The organism is Pseudomonas sp. IT-P12 (assembly GCF_949767465.1).
In the GTDB taxonomy this organism is placed as follows: Bacteria; Pseudomonadota; Gammaproteobacteria; order Pseudomonadales; family Pseudomonadaceae; genus Aquipseudomonas.
Genome location: NZ_CATKPY010000011.1, coordinates 54,868 through 70,715, shown reverse-complemented (window position 1 = coordinate 70,715; position 15,848 = coordinate 54,868). Strand labels below are relative to the sequence as shown.

Sequence of the window (15,848 nt, the reverse complement as noted above, 5' to 3'; positions counted from 1 at the left end):
CCCACACAACACTCATACGTCCCGTTAGCAGGAGAGTACCGTCATGCGCATGCAAGACACGTTCGATGTCATCTATACCCATACCGAAGGCGAACCCCTGTGCATCGTCCACAGCGGTATTCCCTACCCCGCCGGCTCGAGCATTCTGGCCAAGCGGCGCTTCCTGGAGCAGAACTACGACTGGCTGCGCAAGGCCCTGATGCAGGAGCCACGCGGGCACAAGGACATGTTCGGCGTGTTCCTCACCCCGCCTTCGAGCAGCGAGTACGACGCCGGGCTGATCTACATGGACGGCAGCGTGTATTCGCACATGTGCGGCCACGGCACCATCGCCGTGAGCATGGCGATGGTCGCCCTGGGGCTGGTGCCTCGAGGCCAGGACGGCATCACCAAAATTCGCTTCGAAACCACCGCCGGGCTGGTCGTGGCCGAAGTGGCGTCCGAAGACGACAAGGTGCTGTGGACCCGTTTCGAAAACGTACCGGCCTATGTTGCGGCACAAGACATTCCGATCCAGCTTCCCGGCTATGGCGACCTCAAGGCCGACCTGGTGTGGGGCGGCAACTATTTCGGCATCGTCGACCTGACCGACTGCGACCTGCGCATCAGTCCGGACAACGGCAGCGAACTGTCGCGCCTTGGCCTGCTGGCACGGGATCAGATCAACAGGCAGTTGAAGATTCAGCACCCGACCGAGGCGCACATCAATGACCTCAACTTCATCACGTTCTGGCACCCGGCGACCATCGAAGGCGCGTTCTACAAAAACGTCCACGTCTTCAGCGCCGGCCAGCTCGACCGCTCCCCGGGCGGCACGGGCACCAGTGCGATGATGGCGATGTTCGAAGCGCGGGGGAAACTGGGGTTGAACCAGCCGATCCTGTCCGAAGGCTTGCTGGGCAGCGGCACCTTCGAGGGTTGCCTGCTGGGTGAAGTGGACCTCAATGGCACCCGGGCGGTGCGGCCGACGGTCAAGGGGACGGCGAGCATCCTGGGGACTTCGCGCTGGGTGATCGAACGCAACGACCCGGTGGGCGCAGGGTTTGTCATCAACTGAAGAATAGTGGGAGCGGGCTTGCTCGCGAGGTTCGTCAACGATAACGGGGAAACCCGGTGCCCCGCGGCGTTGTCCAGTCCATCGCGAGCAGACTCGCTCCCACAGCAGTGCGCTCACCGAGAATCACTGTGGGGGCGAGGATCGTCAACGGTAACGCGGTTGATCCGATCAGTCGTTATTGGTCGAAGACACGCGGGTTGACCAGGTTGACGATCGTCACCGGCACAAACGAAACGGCCGCCGTGCCCGCAATGATCAACACCGCTGCCGCGACACCCAGGTGGTCGCCGGCGTAGCCATACAGCACGGGAGCCAGCGCCCCTGCACCGATGGTGCCGGTGTAGAAAACCGAATAGCTCTTCTCCAGCGTTGCCGGGTCCACCACATCGTTGACCGCGCCGTACAGGACCGACGATGTGCCATTGAGCACGACACCCAGCAACGGCAATGCCAGCATGGCCAGGGTCAGGGGCGAAAACAGCACCACGGCGATCAACGCTGCGGTCAGCAACTCCGTCAGCAGAATGGTCCTGGCGCTGCCCAGCACATCCGCGATCCAGCCACAGCAGAACTTGCCGATCGCCCCCCCGATGAACACCAGCGTCAGCCCCAACCCTGTCTGGGCCAACGAACCGCCATGAGCCTTGATGATGAACGGCAGAAAGGTGAGGAAACCCATCCGGACCGCGCTGTCCAACACCGCCGTCGCCAACAGGGCTTGAAAGGCTCGCGGATACCCTGCGGCCGGACTGTCGGCGCGGACGGGTGTTCTGGACACTGGAACCTCGCCACCGGCGACGACGTTTCTGAGCAGTGACCAGATCAGTGCGGCGGCCAGCAGCCCCACGCCGGCGTACATCATCACCACGTTGTGATAGGTGCCGTAGGTCAGTAGAGCGGCGGCCGACGCCGGCAGAATCGATTTGCCGACATCCCCGGCAAAGTTGTAGAGACCCAAGGGTCTTTTCGCCGCACCGCCGTAAGCCCTTGCCACCATGGCCGAGGCAATGGGATGTTGCACGCTTGCGCCGATTCCCGCGATGACCAGCGCGCCGCCCAAGGCCACTGCGCTTCCCGCCAGACCGGCGAGGAACCAGCCCAGCGCGGTCACCACCGTCGAGACAACGAGCAGATGGGCAGGCCTGAATTTTTTCGACAACGTTGCAGCCGGAATCTGCAGGGACGCGAGGGTCAACGCATAGGCACTTCTGAGTACACTCAGCCACACATAGCTCAGGCTGAACATGTCCTGCCAGACCGGAAGAAACACATACACCAGGTCGCTTAAACCATCATGGGCGGCGTGGGCGGTACAGGCGGCGACAAGGGTATTCTTGTTCGGGGTGCGTTTAATATCCGAAACATCAGATGCAGGAACTGAAGAGGCCATGGTTTCATGTCGCGCGAGGGTGGAGGGACATTGTGTCCCTTGGCAACGCATGGCCGTTAATGAAAGGAATTGATGCCCTATGAGATTGTTTGAGAGGCATGGCAATGGCGATTAGGAAGTTTCCATCCATGACGGCGCTGCGCGGCTTCGAGGCCTGTGCCAGGCACCTGAATTTCTCCCAGGCCGCCCTGGAGCTGCACATCACGCAAAGTGCGATCAGTCATCAGATCAAGCAGTTGGAAGAGAGCATGGGCGCGCAGTTCTTTGATCGCAGCTCAGGCGCCATGACGCTGACGAAGGCCGGGGCCGAGTTGCTGCCGACTGTCCGCACGTTCCTCAAAGACATCAACGCCCTCGCCGGCCGGTTCGAGCGTGATGCCCAGGGCCAGTCAATGATTGAGCTGTTCGTGCATGACTCCTTTGCCAACACCTGGCTGATCCCTCGCTTGCCCAGGTTCTACGCGGCCCATCCGAATATCCGGATCCAGCTCAATACCGATGAGTTTTCAAGATTCGACAATCCCAGCGCACAGGCCGCCATCCGCCTGGGAGAAGAGAGCGCGGCCTGGCCGGGTTTGTTCTCGGAGTTCATCCTTCCGGAGCGGATCTTTCCGGTGTGCAGCCCTGCCCTCATCGCCCGCCTGGGGCTGCCCGGCAGCGTGGCGGAGGTCCTCAAGTACCCGATCATCCTGCGCTGGCGAAGCCTGCAAAATGGGGAAATGGTCTCCACCCCCTCATGGGATTACTGGCTGCAGAAGAACGACCTGTCGTCGTTGCCGTTCGAATGCGTTCTCACGGTTCCTCACTCCAACATGGCTGTTTCAGCGGCCATCCGAGGCCTGGGCGTGGCCATGGCCCGGACGTCGCACCTCTCCGATGAACTGGACACCGGAGCCCTTCAAAAACTGGTCACGGAGGAAATGAACTGCGGCACCGGCTATCACTTTCTGTGTTCGCCCGGGAAAGAGAGCACGCCTGAAATCCGCAGGATCCTGGAATGGTTCAGAAGCGAGAGCCTGCAACTGACGAGTCGATGATGGCGCAGTGCCAAGAGCCAACGCATAAGCTCATTCCAACACGATATTTAGAGCGTGCTCGGGACCCTGCCTAGAATCGGCCTCTTTTGTCAGCGGATCCACGCCACGATGTCTCGCCTTACCGTCCTCGATCGCCAGCACCTCGAACCGTCCACCGCCCATACCTTCGACCGACTCTTGCAGGACTATGGCCCCTACGCCAGCCTGTTGGGCGCATTCGCCCACCGGCCACCTGCGCTGGAGCATTTGTTCGGTTATCTGGTGCAGTCCAAGCGCGATGCGCTGATCTCGCCGCGGCACCTGGAAATCGCCCTGCTCACGGCGTCCAAGGCACACGCCTGCCATTACTGCATCACCCTGCACGAGCCGAAGCTGGCGGCGCACGGCATCAGCCAGGAGGCGATCGAGCACCTGCTCGACGACCAGGTGCCGGGGCTTGATGCACAGGATCTGCTGGTTCGTGACTACGCCCGCCTCGTCACCCTGACCCCCGAGCGCATCAGCGACGACGTCCATCGCCGGCTGCGCGAGTACTACAGCGAAGAACAGGTGGTGGAGCTGACCATCCGCATTGCCCTGTGCAGTTTCTTCAAGCGCTTCAATGAAGCCCTCGAAGTGCCGAATGAAGACATTGTCGCTGCCGAACTGCACCCGGAGCCAGCGGTATGACCGCCAAACTGGCGATCAGTCATCTGCGCAAATCCTTCAACACCGATGGCCAGCCGGTACCGGTACTGGACGACATCAACCTGCAAGTCCAGGCCGGCGAGTTCGTCAGTATCATCGGCCCTTCGGGCTGCGGCAAGTCGACGCTGTTCAACATCCTCGCCGGGCTGCTGGAACACGACAGCGGTCGTATCGCACTGGACGGCCACGAGGTGCCGCACCTGCGCGGGCGGGTGGGCTACATGCTGCAGCGTGACCTGCTGATGCCCTGGCGCACCGTGCTGGAAAACGTGATTGTCGGCCTGGAAGTCAAGGGCGTCGCCCGTGCCGAATCCATCGAACGCGCGCGCGAGTATTTGCAGGATTTCGGCTTGCTGCCCTTCCAGAACCGCTACCCCAAGGAGCTGTCCGGTGGCATGCGTCAGCGCGTGGCGCTGGCGAGGACCCTGCTGCCTGACCCGGACATCCTGTTGCTCGATGAACCGTTCTCGGCCCTGGACTACCAGACGCGCCTTTACCTGGAGGCCATGCTGGTCGATACGGCCAGCCAACAAGGCAAGACGGTGGTGCTGGTGACCCACGATATCGATGAAGCCATCGCTCTGTCGCAACGCATTTATGTGCTGAGCGCCCGCCCTGGCCGGGTCAAAAGCGAGCAACGCATCGACCTGCAAACCCGTTCACCGCTGGAGGCGCGTCACGACCCGCGTTTCGCCGGTTACTTCGACCTGCTGTGTCGGGAACTGGACATCCAGACTGCCATCAGGAAACAGGCCTCATGACCCCATCCACTTCAACCCCTGCGCTGGCAGTCAACACCCCCGCGCCAAGAGCCCGACGCCGCCTGCCGGTCGGCCTGGTGCAACTGGCGATCCTGTTGCTGGTGGTCGGCACCTGGGAATACGGCGTGCGCGCCGGGTTCATTTCCGCGTTCCTGTTCGGCTCGCCCAGCGGCACTGCGCTGGCCGGCTGGAAGCTGATCCAGTCAGGTGAACTGTGGGAGCACGCTTACTACACCTTGTGGGCCTCCATCATCGGTTTTGTCGCCGGCACCGTGCTGGGCACCGTACCGGGATTGCTGTTGTGGTACTCGCCGTATGTGGCCCGGGTGATCGAGCCGTTTCTGGTGGCGATCAACAGCGTGCCGAAAATTGCCTTCGCGCCATTGGTGATCCTCTGGTTCGGCACCGGCCTGGTGTCGAAAATTGCCCTGTCGATTTCCCTGACCTCGATCGTTGCCTTGCTCGCGGCGTTCCAGGCCGCCAAGGACACCGACCCGGACCTGCAGAAAATGCTGATTTCCCTGGGCGCCAGCAAGTGGCAGATATTCGCCAAGGTCGTGGTGCCCTCCGCCCTGCCCTACGTGATCAGTACCTTTCGCATCAACATCGGTTTCGCGCTGGTAGGCACCGTGGTCGGTGAATTCATCTCGTCCAGCTACGGCATCGGCCATGTGATCTTCGTCGCCTCTTCACTGTATGACCTGAACACCGTGTGGGTCGGGATCTTCAGCCTGATGGCGCTGGGCTTTGTGCTCTACGCCGGGGTCGAGTTGGCCGAACGAAAATTGCTGCGCTGGAAAGACCAGACCTACGCCACGAACTTCAAACTCTAGGAACTCGCATGAAATTGTCCCCGTCCATTCGACTGGCAGGTTTTGCCCTGGCCTCAACGCTGTCCCTGGGCGCTGTTGCCCAGGACCAGACCGTGGTCTCGGCAGCCTTCAAATCGGTGTTTTACCTGCCGGTGTATTTCGCCGAGGAGCACGGCTACTTCAAGGACGAAGGGTTGAACGTGCGCATCGACGTTGCCTCGTCCTCAACCAATGCGCTGGCGGCGGTGATCGCCCGCAGTGCCGACTTCTCGCTGCACGGACCGGAATGGACGGCGATCTCCTACAGCCGTGGCGCTCCGGTGAAAATCGTCGGCGGCACCCTCAATCGCCTGGGCGTGTGGCTGACCTGCAAGGCCGATGTGACGTTCAACGGTTTCACCAGCCTGGCCGGCAAGACCATTTCCACCGGCACCATGCCCACCACCAGCACTTCCGCGTTCCTGAGGCTGGCGCAGCAAGCCGGCCTGGACCCCAAGAAGGACCTGAACATCCTCCAGGTGCCGATGGGCAACGAGATTGGCCCGCTCAGTTCCGGCCAGGCCGATTGCGCCGTGTTGTATGAACCGGGCGCTTCACAGGCAGAGGCGCAGGGCTACAAGGTGGTCGCGGCGTTCTCGAAACAGATGGGTCCCTACACCTTCTCCGCCATTTCGACCCGCAAGGACATCGATCCGGACACCTCGCACAAATTCGTCAGCGGGATCGACCGCGCACTCAAAGCCATTCACAAGGATCCCGAAGCCGCTGTTGCCAGCGGCTTGAAACTGTTCCCCAACCTCGACCCGGCCGTGGTGCGCGCTTCGGTGTTGCGCCTGATCAATGACGGGGTATTTGCCGAGTCGGTGGCGATCGAACCGAAGGCGCTGGAGGATGCGCTGGCGACGCAGGTGGATCTGGGCAACTTGCAAGAGATTCCGAAGGATCCCAGCTGGATTGATTTGCAGTGGGCGGATCAGCAGGCAAGCAAGCGCAATTAAGCTCAGCGCCGCCCGCCAGAGGGAGCGTGGACCGGTCACCTGGTTTTTCCGCCACGGTTCAACTGCTTGTCCAGCGAAATGTGGCTTCGTTGAGTGCAGCGCCAGTACCGGGCTGCGCGAACGGTATCAATCCAGCGATTCCGATTCGTTGCTTCCCCCTGAACGGGCTGGAGTCAACTCGCCGCTGGCGAGTCAAACCGCCAGCTCGGCTGCGCCTCGCGCACGACCTCGGCCACCCAGTCCACGAACGCCCTGACGGTCGGTGACAGGTGACGGTTCTTCGGGTACATCGCCGACAACGGGACAGCAGGTGAGCTGTAGCGGGTAAGCACGCGCACCAGGCGCCCGTCCGCCAGATGGTCACGCACCATGTAACTGCCAGCGCGGATCATGCCCAGACCTTCGGCGGCGGTGACCACGTAGGCGTCGGTGTCGTTGACGATCAGGCGTTCGCGCATGCGCACGCTGCGGTATTCGCCATCAACCACGAAATCCCACTCCAGCGAGCGCGCTGTTCGACTGGACAGGTAACCGACCGCCCAGTGATCCGCCAGGTCCTCCAGGGTTTGGGGCTCTCCATGTCTGGCGAGGTATTCGGGGGACGCGCAGGTCACCCATTCGAACGCGCCGATGCGCTTGGCCACCAGCGTCGCCGAGTCTTCGGGTGTGCCGGCGCGAATCACGCAGTCGATGCCTTCCTGCACCAGCTCGACCGTGCGATCGTTCATCGTCAGGGTCAGTTCGATTTCCGGAAAGGACGCCTGGAAATCCTTGAGCCTTGGCAGCACCACTAGCCGCGCCAGCGACAGCGTCATGTCGACGCGCAATCGACCTTGGGGGGTCCCGGCGGAACCCGGGAAGCTGGATTCGACCGCTTCGATGTCCGACAGCAAACGTCGGCAGTGGTCGTAGTAAAAGGTCCCTTCCGACGTCAGGCTGATGTGTCGGGTGGTGCGGCGCAACAAGGACACGCCGAGAAACGCCTCCAGGTCCTTGACCGCACGCGTCACCCGCGAAGGCGGAAGCGAAAGGCTGTCGGCGGCGCGGCTGAAGCTGTGCATCTCGACCACACGGGTGAAAATCTGCATCGACTGAAAGCGGTCCACGTCGTCTCCCCTGACCAGGGACTTTATTCCCCATGAAGCAATAAGTTTGAATGTTACGTCGGTAAAACCCGCTCATACCGACGGTTTGCTGTGAAACGCGCCGATGGGTCGCCCGGACATAATTCCAAATGAGGCAATAAAATTAGCCAGATTCGTGTCTAGATGTCCATGACCGCCGTGCCCAGACTGAAGTCCTACCACTTCACCAGGCATGCCCTCATGAATCCTATCAAGAAGTCACACCTGGCAGCCCTCACCGTTGCCATCGCCGCGGTCACCGTTGGCACTGCCCTCCTGGACGACCGCGCGACCGTACACGCTGAAGTGACGCCGGCTTTGCCGGTCGTGAACTACGCGTCGGCACAACAACGCTCGATTTCCGATAGGCAGGATTACACCGGTCGCCTGGAAGCGGTGGATGTCGTCGACGTGCGCCCACGGGTGCCGGGCACGCTGCTGACCGTGCACTTCAAAGCCGGGCAGCATGTACGCCAGGGTGACCTGCTGTTCACCATCGATCCTGCCCCCTACGAAACCCAGGTGCGCCAGGCTCAGGCCAATCTGGCTGGTATCGAAGAGCGCAAACGCTTGGCGATGATCGAGCAAGACCGCAGCAAACGTCTGCTGGAGTCCAATGAGTTTCTGGCCGGGGACGAATACACCATTGCCGACATGGCCGTGTGGCCCTGGTATCCCTCCAGCCTTTACGGCGTTTACGGGACCCACGAGTTCCTCGCGGTAGAGCAATACACCCACCTTCTTCGTTGGCACGAGACCCTGGCCGCACGGCCTGCGGTCGCTCGCGGCCGAGTGGTCAATCGCACGTCCGGGGCACCGGGGGAAAACCTGCGCGAACGCCATGATGCATCCGATTTCGATTCACTGACCCAAGAGAAAAGCTGACATGAAACTGTACTACTCTCCCGGCTCCTGCGGGCTGGCCTCACAAATCGCCCTGCGCGAAGCACAACAACCCTTCGACCTGGTCAAGGTTGATTTCGCCACGAAAACCACGCCTGAGGGTGATTACTACAAGGTCAATCCGAAAGGATTCGTGCCCGCCCTGAAACTCGATGACGGCGACCTGATGACCGAAGGTGCGGTGATTGTGCAATGGATCGCAGATGCCTATCCGCAGTACAAACTGCTGCCGGCGTTTGGTACCAAAGCCCGCTACAAGGCATTGGAGTGGCTGAACTTCGTTGCCTCCGATTTGCACAAAGGCATGGCGGTGATGTTTTCATCGCTGATTGATGCACCGTCCAAAAGCCAGTACGCCAAAGGCAGCTTGTCCAGTAAATTCGAATACATCGATGAGCACCTCTCAGCCAACAACTACGTGCTCGGCGATGAGTTTTCGGTGGCCGACGCCTACCTCTACAACGTCCTGTCGTGGCCACCACGGGTAAACCTGGACATCAGCGGCTACGCCTCGATCCAGCAGTTCATGGCCAGGATGGAGCGGCGGCCGAGCGTTCGCGACTCCCTCATCGCCGAAGGGCTGATCGACTAAGCCTCAGACATGTGCTGCGCACCCACACTGCGCAGCGCATCGTTCACACAACCCGGCAGGCCCGTGGCCTGGGCCGTTATTCCAGCAAATGGAATTGTCCATTGCCTTGGGGAGGCATTGTTTCCAGCGCCCAAACGTTCAACCATCACAGCCATTGTCAGCGTACGCCTGACGCGAATCTATCGTGCAATCAACGGGGATATGAATGTGAAAAAAGTCCTGATGCTCCTCGCCAATGGCATCGAGCCCATGGAGATGGCCGCCTTCACCGACATCCTCGGTTGGGCCGATTTGCTGGGTGAGGAAAACATCCAGCTGGTCATGGCAGGACTGCGGCCGGAAATCACTTCGACCTTCGATGTCATCATTCGCCCGAACAAACTATTGGCCGATCTGGACCTCGACGAATTCGATGCCCTGGCGCTTCCGGGTGGATTCGAGCCCAGCGGTTTTTACGACGAGGCGTTGAGCCAACCCTATCTGGACACCATCAAGCACTTCATCAACGCCGAAAAGCTGGTCGCCAGCGTGTGCGTTTCGTCACTGAGCCTGGGTCGCGCGGGCGTGCTGAACAACCGCAAGGCAACGATCTACCACCAGGTCGGCGGACGCCGCAAACAACAACTGGTGGAGACCGGTGCCGAGTTCATCGACCGGCCGATCGTGCGCGACGGCAACGTCATTACCTCCAGCGGACCGGGCACCGCATCGGAAGTCGCTTTTCTGCTGGTTGAAATGCTCACCAGTAAAAGCAACGCGCTCACCATTCGTAAAGTCATGCGTTTCCCCACGCCGGATGCCCAGTGGTACCACACCGCGCAAGTGGAATAACGCCCTCGAATTTTCTCAACGCTGACCACCCTCCCGACAATCGATGCCTGTTCGATTGACGGGAGCGTGTCGCCCACTGTTCACCACCAAGGAAACAAGCACATGGCCCAACTGATCAATGGCATCGATGTCACGGCCCTCAAAGATTTCGCCCAAGGCATCGTGGAAGATCCATCCAGGCGCTGCGCCCGCTTCAACGTGATAACCCGTTGGGAGCACCAGACCCGCAGCGTCGCAACCGTGTCCCGTTACCACTTGAGTGGCAACGACTACGACCGCCACTTTGAAATCGAGGCTGACGAGCCGGTGGAACTGCTGGGCAAGAACACGGCGCCCAATCCTCAGGAACTGTTGATGGCGGCTTTGAATGCCTGCCTGTCGGTCGGCTATGCGGCGAATGCCTCGCTGATGGGTATCACTATCCACCGCCTGGAAATCGAAACCAGCGGCGAGCTCGACCTGCGCGGTTTCCTGGGTCTGGATGACAGCGTCAACCCTGGCTATGACGAAGTCAGCCTGGTGGTGCGCCTGCACACCGATGCGCCCAAAGAGCAGGTTGAAGAACTGCACCGTGTTGCGACCCGCACCTCGGTGAACCTTGCCAACGTCACCAAGGCGATTCACGTGGTGCCAAAACTGGAAGTGATTGGCGGCTAGACTCCCTCGCAGGAAGACGGGCTCACCCCTCCAGCGCGCGCCTCACAAAAAGCGGTTCGCTGCTCACCAACCGAATACCCTCAGGCCCGCTTTCCAGCAGCCGCCGCTCATGTTCGGCCACCAGAAGCTCCAGTTCGAAGCCTTCGGCTGCCGGGAAACGGGACGCGACCTCGCGAGCCGCGCTCGACGCGTTCGCAGTGTTGGAATCGAAGTGGCCGAGCAGTTTGCCGTATTGCCGGATGATCAGTCTGTGGGTTTGCATTCGAGGCCTGCCTGTATGGGTGGGTGGGTGGTGTTGATTCTTCAGGTTGCCGAGGGCCAATAGAGAGAATCAGGCGTGCTGCGCGCACCGAAAATCGCCTGCCCTACCCTTACCACTGTGGCACCTTCCTCGATGGCAATTTCGTAATCGCCCGACATCCCCATCGACAGCTCATCGAGCCCGATACCTGCGGGCGCATCCTGACGCAGCTGATCGCGCAACTCGCGGAGCAGGCTGAAGCAAGCGCGGACGCGCTCAGGCTCTGCCGAAAGCACGGCCAGGGTCATCAACCCACGCACGCGAAGCGCGGAAAACGCCGGTAGTTCGCCAAGGAACGCCGGAACATCTTCGGGCCGCAGCCCGTACTTGCTGTCTTCGCCAGACGTATTGACCTGAACGAAAACGTCGAGCGACCTGCCTGCGTCCTGCAGGTGCCGATCGAGCGCGCGTGCGAGACGCAAGCTGTCCAGCGCCTGGAATTCACTGGCGAATTGCGCCACGACCTTGGCCTTGTTGGTTTGCAGGTGGCCGATGACTGACCAGCGCAGCGATTGGAGGTCGCTCATGGCCTGCCATTTGCGGCTCGCTTCCTGCACCTTGTTCTCGCCCAGCAATACACAACCCGCTTGGTGCGCCAGGCGAATGCGCGACTCTTCGACCGTTTTGCTGACTGGCAGCAGGCGCACGCTGTTCAGGGGGCGGTCGACACGGGCGCAAGCCGCCTCGATTCGGGCATTGACGGTGGCCAGGTTGCGGCGGAAGTCTTCGACGGTCTCGGCGACAGGCCACAAGCCATGCTGGTCATGGCGGGTCTGGGTGGGTGGATTGGCGCTGTGCTCGCTCATGGCTGCTTCTCCTGTGGGCTTCGGATCACTGGCTCGTTTCCAAGCACGGTGATCTCCGATATGCTTTGTCTGTGTCTAAATTTATATTGGCATAGGACAATGATCAAAATCAAAGGAAAATCGGCGCAAGAGATCGCCGACTGCGTTCGTGCCCTGGTGCACAGCGGCGAACTGGCCCCCGGGGCTTCGTTGCCACCGGTGCGAGAGCTTGCGTTGGAGATCAACGTGAATCGCAACACGGTCGCGTCGGCCTATCAGCGCCTGGTGACGGCCGGAATTGCCATCACTCAGGGACGGCATGGCACGACCATCTGCCAAGCCCCTCGTGCCGGCGAGCAGGAGGGCTTCAGCAGCGGCACCGCGCTGATCGATCTGGCAGACGGCAACCCCAATCCTGCGTGGCTGCCCTCGGTCGCGTCGCTCCTGGCGGGCTCACTGGCTCGTCCTTATCTCTACGGCGACGACACGATTCTTCCCGAACTGCGGCTGCTGGGGGAGAAGTCGCTCGGCCCCGATTGCCCCGCGCCCTGGAGCCTTGAACTGACCCACGGCGCAGTCGACGCCATCGAACGCCTGGCCGCCGCGCTGCTGGTCCCCGGCGATGCCGTCGCCATTGAAGACCCCGGTTTTCTCGGTAGCCTCAATGCACTGCGCCTTGCCGGCATGCGCACATTCGGCGTCGAGATTGACCAACAGGGCATGACGCCGGCTTCTCTGGAGGCATCGCTCGCCAAAGGTGCAAGGGCTGTGCTGATCACCCCTCGGGCGCAAAATCCGACGGGTTGCAGCCTGACGAAGAAGCGCGCGCAACAATTGCAGAAAGTCCTGACCAGGTTTCCGGAGGTGGCGCTGATCGTCGACGATCATTTCGGTTTGCTGGACGAAACGCCCTATCACTCGATCATCCCGCCCGGCACCCAGCGCTGGGCGCTCGTGCGCTCGGTGTCCAAGGGGCTCGGACCGGACCTGCGCGTGGCATTCGTCGGTTGTGACACCGTGACCGCAGAACGCCTGCGCACCCGGCTCACGTCCGGTACGTGCTGGATCAGCCACATCCTCCAGGCCGCGGTCATCACAGGCTTGACGTCGAGCGACGCCCTCGCCCGGATGAATGAGGCGCGGCTGGGATACACGCGCCTGCGCCAGGAACTGTGCGATGAACTTGCGCAGGTGGGCATCGCCGTAACCCCACCGGAGGGCGGCTTCAATGTGTGGATTGCCCTGCCCGGGGACGCGAAGGATGTCGCCTACGAACTGGCGAAAAAAGGCTGGCTGGTTCGCCTGGGGACGGCCTTTGATGTGGACGGCGAATCCAGGGCCATTCGGGTCACCGTGTCGCACCTTCAGACGGATCAGGCAAAGGCCTTTGCCCGCGATCTGAAGGCTTGCCTCTGACGTTTTACCCAAGAGTTCAGCGAGGAAAAAATGAACGTACATTTTGTGGTACACGAGGCTTTCGAATCGCCAGGCGCTTACGAGACCTGGGTCGAGAGCCGCGGCCATCAAGCCAGCTATTCCCGCGTCTATCTTTACGATGAGCTGCCGCAAACCCTGGACGACATCGATCTGCTGGTCGTGATGGGCGGTCCTCAGGGTCCATCGACAACCCGGGAAGAATGCCCGCACTTCGATGCCGCCGCCGAATGTGCACTGATCGCCAAAGCCGTGGCCGCCAACAAGCCAGTCGTGGGCGTGTGCCTGGGCGCTCAACTGCTCGGTGAGGCATTGGGCGCACACTGCGAACACAGCCCGGAGCCGGAAATCGGCAGCTACCCCATCATCCTGACCGCTGCCGGCAAAGCCGACGCAAAGCTTGCGCACTTCGGCGATACGCTCGAGGTCGGCCATTGGCACAACGACATGCCCGGGCTGACCGCCGACGCGCAAGTCCTCGCGGCCAGCGAAGGCTGTCCGCGCCAGATCATCCGCTACGGCCAAGGGGTGTACGGTTTCCAGTGTCATATGGAGTTCACCCGTGAGGTCGTCGAGTTGCTCATCAAGGCCTCCGCAGACGATCTGCTGAAGCTGGCTGATCGACGGTTCGTGCAGCAGGCCGAGGCGTTGCGGGCGAGTGATTACGACGAGATGAACCAAAAGCTGTTCGGGTTTCTGGATGCCCTGGCCCTGGAATACAAAGGATAACAGTCGGAAAACGCCTCGGACCTTGTAGGAGCATGCTCGCCCCTACAGGGAACTGGGTCGTGTTCACATCAGGCCCTTGTTGCGACGCATCCGTAAATAGCAATTCTTCTTATTTACAGGTGAGCGACATTTATTTAAGCTTGCGCCGCGATTTATCCGCTCGTCTGCCAGAGAAGCCCGACCATGTCGTTTGTCTCCTTCATCGCGTTGCTCCCCGGACCCCGTCATTGAACTGGCAGGACATCGACCTGCGCTGGGCCTACAGCGATCTGTTGCTCAGTCTCAGCCGGCAAACCCGCTGCGTGCAGCGCGCCTATGACGTATTGCACGACGCGCTTATCCGTTTTGCCCTTGCCCGCCCTGCGCAGCCGGTGACGCAGCCCAATGCCTACCTCAGGCAGGTGGCCCAGTCGGTGTTGATCGACCATTTCCGCCGCAACGCCCGTTTCCAGCCCCTGCCCGATTACCACGAACAAAACGATGACACGCTCTTTGCCCCGTCCGCCGAACACTTGCTGGACATCCAGCAACGGCTGACCGCCCTGCAACGTATTCTCGACTGCCTGCCTGCGCGCTGCCGCGAGGTCTTCTGGCTGGCGCGCATCGAGGGCTGCTCGCAGAAAGAAATCGCCGAGCAGTTGGACATCAGCGTGAACATGGTCGAACGCCACATGGCCAGGGCCCTGGTCGACATGCGCAACGCCCGCGAATTGCTGCGTCGATGAGCACCGCCCGCGAACAGGCGGCGCTGTGGTTCGCGCGCCTGTACAACGGCGCCGACGACCACCCGGAACGCCCGCAGTTCGAGGCCTGGTTGGCCGAAAACCCGCTGCACCTGACCGAGTATCGTGAACTGGCCGAGCTGTGGGGCGATTTCGCCTCGGTGCGACACATCGAGGCGCTGGCCCAGGCAATGGAACTTGATCGTCGGCGCCAGCGTCGCCGCCTGATACACAGCGGCGGGCTCGCCGTGTTGCTGGTGTTGGGCGGCCTGTTCACCTGGCACGTCCACCGGTACGGTCCGGTGGAGCTCGATCTGCACACCCGCATCGGCGAACGACAGGTGCAGCACCTGCGTGACGGCAGCGAACTTTCGCTCGATGCCGATACCCACCTGCACCTGCGTTTCGACAGCACAGTGCGCCAGGTCGAACTGCTGCGCGGTGAGGCGATCTTCTCCGTGGCGCGCCAGCCCGAGCGCCCCTTCGTGATCGACAGCGGCCTGGCGCGGGTTCGCGTCCTGGGTACGCGTTTCGTGGTCAACCGCCTGCCTGACCGGCTGCGCATCAGTGTCGATCATGGCACGGTGCAGGTGGACAGTCTCTCCCGTGCGGGCGAGCGCCTGGTGCTGGAGGCCGGACATGTGGCGGAGGTCAGCGCCGACGGACGCCTGCAACGCCTGTCCCGTGCCGCCGGCGATGCCTTCAGTTTCCAGGACGGCAGCCTGGTGTTCGATCAAGCCGACCTGACCGAGGTCGCCGCCACCCTGTCGCGGTATCGGCAGGCCCCGGTGCGTGCCGCCAACGGCAAGAGCCCGCGAATCAGTGCCGTGGTGCAGCTCAGCGATATCGACGGTTTCCTCCACTCGCTTCCCAAGGTGTTGCCGGTTCGTCTTCGCGAAGAATCGGGCACCACGGTCATTCAGCCCCTATAGCCTTCACGAATACCGGGCAATAGCGACCGCTCGTCGGCATCGCAAATAATTCGCAATCACAACATCAGGGTAAACCCGGCTTCGAGCGTTAGACAA

General features: G+C 61.5%; 18 protein-coding genes. 14 read left to right on the top strand and 4 right to left on the bottom strand.

Annotation, left to right across the window (positions count from 1 at the left end; translation table 11 throughout):
• Nucleotides 1-43 precede the first annotated feature (43 nt).
• On the top strand, nucleotides 44-1,057 hold the full coding sequence (locus ACM6IM_RS03600) for a proline racemase family protein (RefSeq protein ID WP_414864190.1): 1,014 nt from the start codon (nucleotides 44-46) through the stop codon (nucleotides 1,055-1,057).
• Between the two features lie 175 nt (nucleotides 1,058-1,232).
• On the opposite strand, the gene ACM6IM_RS03595 is transcribed toward ACM6IM_RS03600, so the two are convergent.
• Nucleotides 1,233-2,447, bottom strand: coding sequence for an MFS transporter (locus ACM6IM_RS03595; RefSeq protein WP_414864189.1), 1,215 nt, complete (start codon nucleotides 2,445-2,447; stop codon nucleotides 1,233-1,235).
• 128 nt (nucleotides 2,448-2,575) lie between these two features.
• Here ACM6IM_RS03595 and ACM6IM_RS03590 point away from each other — a divergent pair, with 128 nt between their 5' ends.
• The 5 genes from ACM6IM_RS03590 (at nucleotide 2,576) to ACM6IM_RS03570 (ending at nucleotide 6,742) form a co-directional block, all read left to right on the top strand.
• Entirely contained in the window at nucleotides 2,576-3,484 is a 909-nt protein-coding gene (locus ACM6IM_RS03590) for a LysR substrate-binding domain-containing protein (RefSeq protein ID WP_414864188.1), read from the top strand.
• Between the two features lie 108 nt (nucleotides 3,485-3,592).
• Nucleotides 3,593-4,153 carry a carboxymuconolactone decarboxylase family protein gene (locus tag ACM6IM_RS03585; protein ID WP_201190246.1) on the top strand — a complete coding sequence of 187 codons (561 nt, stop codon included), beginning with the start codon at nucleotides 3,593-3,595 and terminating at the stop codon, nucleotides 4,151-4,153.
• Nucleotides 4,150-4,932, top strand: a complete 783-nt coding sequence (locus ACM6IM_RS03580; protein ID WP_414864187.1) for an ABC transporter ATP-binding protein — start codon at nucleotides 4,150-4,152, stop codon at nucleotides 4,930-4,932. Before ACM6IM_RS03585 ends, ACM6IM_RS03580 begins: the two co-directional genes overlap by 4 nt.
• On the top strand, nucleotides 4,929-5,765 hold the full coding sequence (locus ACM6IM_RS03575; RefSeq protein ID WP_414864186.1) for an ABC transporter permease: 837 nt from the start codon (nucleotides 4,929-4,931) through the stop codon (nucleotides 5,763-5,765). The genes ACM6IM_RS03580 and ACM6IM_RS03575 overlap by 4 nt, the downstream gene beginning before the upstream one ends.
• An 8-nt stretch (nucleotides 5,766-5,773) precedes the next feature.
• A complete protein-coding gene (locus ACM6IM_RS03570) occupies nucleotides 5,774-6,742 on the top strand; it encodes an ABC transporter substrate-binding protein (RefSeq protein WP_414864185.1) in 969 nt (322 codons plus the stop codon).
• Nucleotides 6,743-6,915: 173 nt separating this feature from the next.
• On the opposite strand, the gene ACM6IM_RS03565 is transcribed toward ACM6IM_RS03570, so the two are convergent.
• Complete coding sequence (locus ACM6IM_RS03565; RefSeq protein ID WP_192303490.1) at nucleotides 6,916-7,848, bottom strand: LysR family transcriptional regulator; 933 nt, start codon at nucleotides 7,846-7,848, stop codon at nucleotides 6,916-6,918.
• A gap of 219 nt (nucleotides 7,849-8,067) precedes the next feature.
• On the opposite strand from ACM6IM_RS03565, the gene ACM6IM_RS03560 reads away from it, so the two are divergent.
• From ACM6IM_RS03560 to ACM6IM_RS03545, 4 genes are all read left to right on the top strand, one after another.
• Nucleotides 8,068-8,751 (top strand): biotin/lipoyl-binding protein, encoded by a 684-nt coding sequence (locus ACM6IM_RS03560; RefSeq protein WP_414864184.1) that lies wholly within the window; start codon nucleotides 8,068-8,070, stop codon nucleotides 8,749-8,751.
• 1 nt (nucleotide 8,752) lies between these two features.
• Nucleotides 8,753-9,361 carry a glutathione transferase GstA gene (gene gstA, locus ACM6IM_RS03555; protein WP_414864183.1) on the top strand — a complete coding sequence of 203 codons (609 nt, stop codon included), beginning with the start codon at nucleotides 8,753-8,755 and terminating at the stop codon, nucleotides 9,359-9,361.
• A 207-nt stretch (nucleotides 9,362-9,568) separates the two neighbouring features.
• Nucleotides 9,569-10,192 carry a DJ-1/PfpI family protein gene (locus ACM6IM_RS03550; protein ID WP_414864182.1) on the top strand — a complete coding sequence of 208 codons (624 nt, stop codon included), beginning with the start codon at nucleotides 9,569-9,571 and terminating at the stop codon, nucleotides 10,190-10,192.
• A gap of 102 nt (nucleotides 10,193-10,294) precedes the next feature.
• A complete protein-coding gene (locus ACM6IM_RS03545) occupies nucleotides 10,295-10,849 on the top strand; it encodes an OsmC family protein (protein ID WP_414864181.1) in 555 nt (184 codons plus the stop codon).
• Between the two features lie 22 nt (nucleotides 10,850-10,871).
• Here ACM6IM_RS03545 and ACM6IM_RS03540 read toward each other — a convergent pair whose 3' ends face one another.
• On the bottom strand, nucleotides 10,872-11,111 hold the full coding sequence (locus ACM6IM_RS03540; RefSeq protein ID WP_414864180.1) for a cytoplasmic protein: 240 nt from the start codon (nucleotides 11,109-11,111) through the stop codon (nucleotides 10,872-10,874).
• Between the two features lie 41 nt (nucleotides 11,112-11,152).
• The gene (locus ACM6IM_RS03535) at nucleotides 11,153-11,956 is read right to left on the bottom strand and encodes a YggS family pyridoxal phosphate-dependent enzyme (protein ID WP_414864179.1); all 804 of its coding nucleotides are present in this window, start codon (nucleotides 11,954-11,956) and stop codon (nucleotides 11,153-11,155) included.
• A gap of 99 nt (nucleotides 11,957-12,055) precedes the next feature.
• Here ACM6IM_RS03535 and ptsJ point away from each other — a divergent pair, with 99 nt between their 5' ends.
• From ptsJ to ACM6IM_RS03515, 4 genes are all read left to right on the top strand, one after another.
• Complete coding sequence (ptsJ, locus tag ACM6IM_RS03530; RefSeq protein ID WP_414864178.1) at nucleotides 12,056-13,351, top strand: transcriptional regulator PtsJ; 1,296 nt, start codon at nucleotides 12,056-12,058, stop codon at nucleotides 13,349-13,351.
• 30 nt (nucleotides 13,352-13,381) lie between these two features.
• A complete protein-coding gene (locus ACM6IM_RS03525; RefSeq protein ID WP_414864177.1) occupies nucleotides 13,382-14,098 on the top strand; it encodes a type 1 glutamine amidotransferase in 717 nt (238 codons plus the stop codon).
• A gap of 227 nt (nucleotides 14,099-14,325) precedes the next feature.
• A complete protein-coding gene (locus ACM6IM_RS03520) occupies nucleotides 14,326-14,823 on the top strand; it encodes an RNA polymerase sigma factor (RefSeq protein ID WP_201190262.1) in 498 nt (165 codons plus the stop codon).
• On the top strand, nucleotides 14,820-15,752 hold the full coding sequence (locus ACM6IM_RS03515) for a FecR family protein (RefSeq protein ID WP_414864176.1): 933 nt from the start codon (nucleotides 14,820-14,822) through the stop codon (nucleotides 15,750-15,752). The genes ACM6IM_RS03520 and ACM6IM_RS03515 overlap by 4 nt, the downstream gene beginning before the upstream one ends.
• The last annotated feature ends 96 nt before the right edge of the window (nucleotides 15,753-15,848 follow it).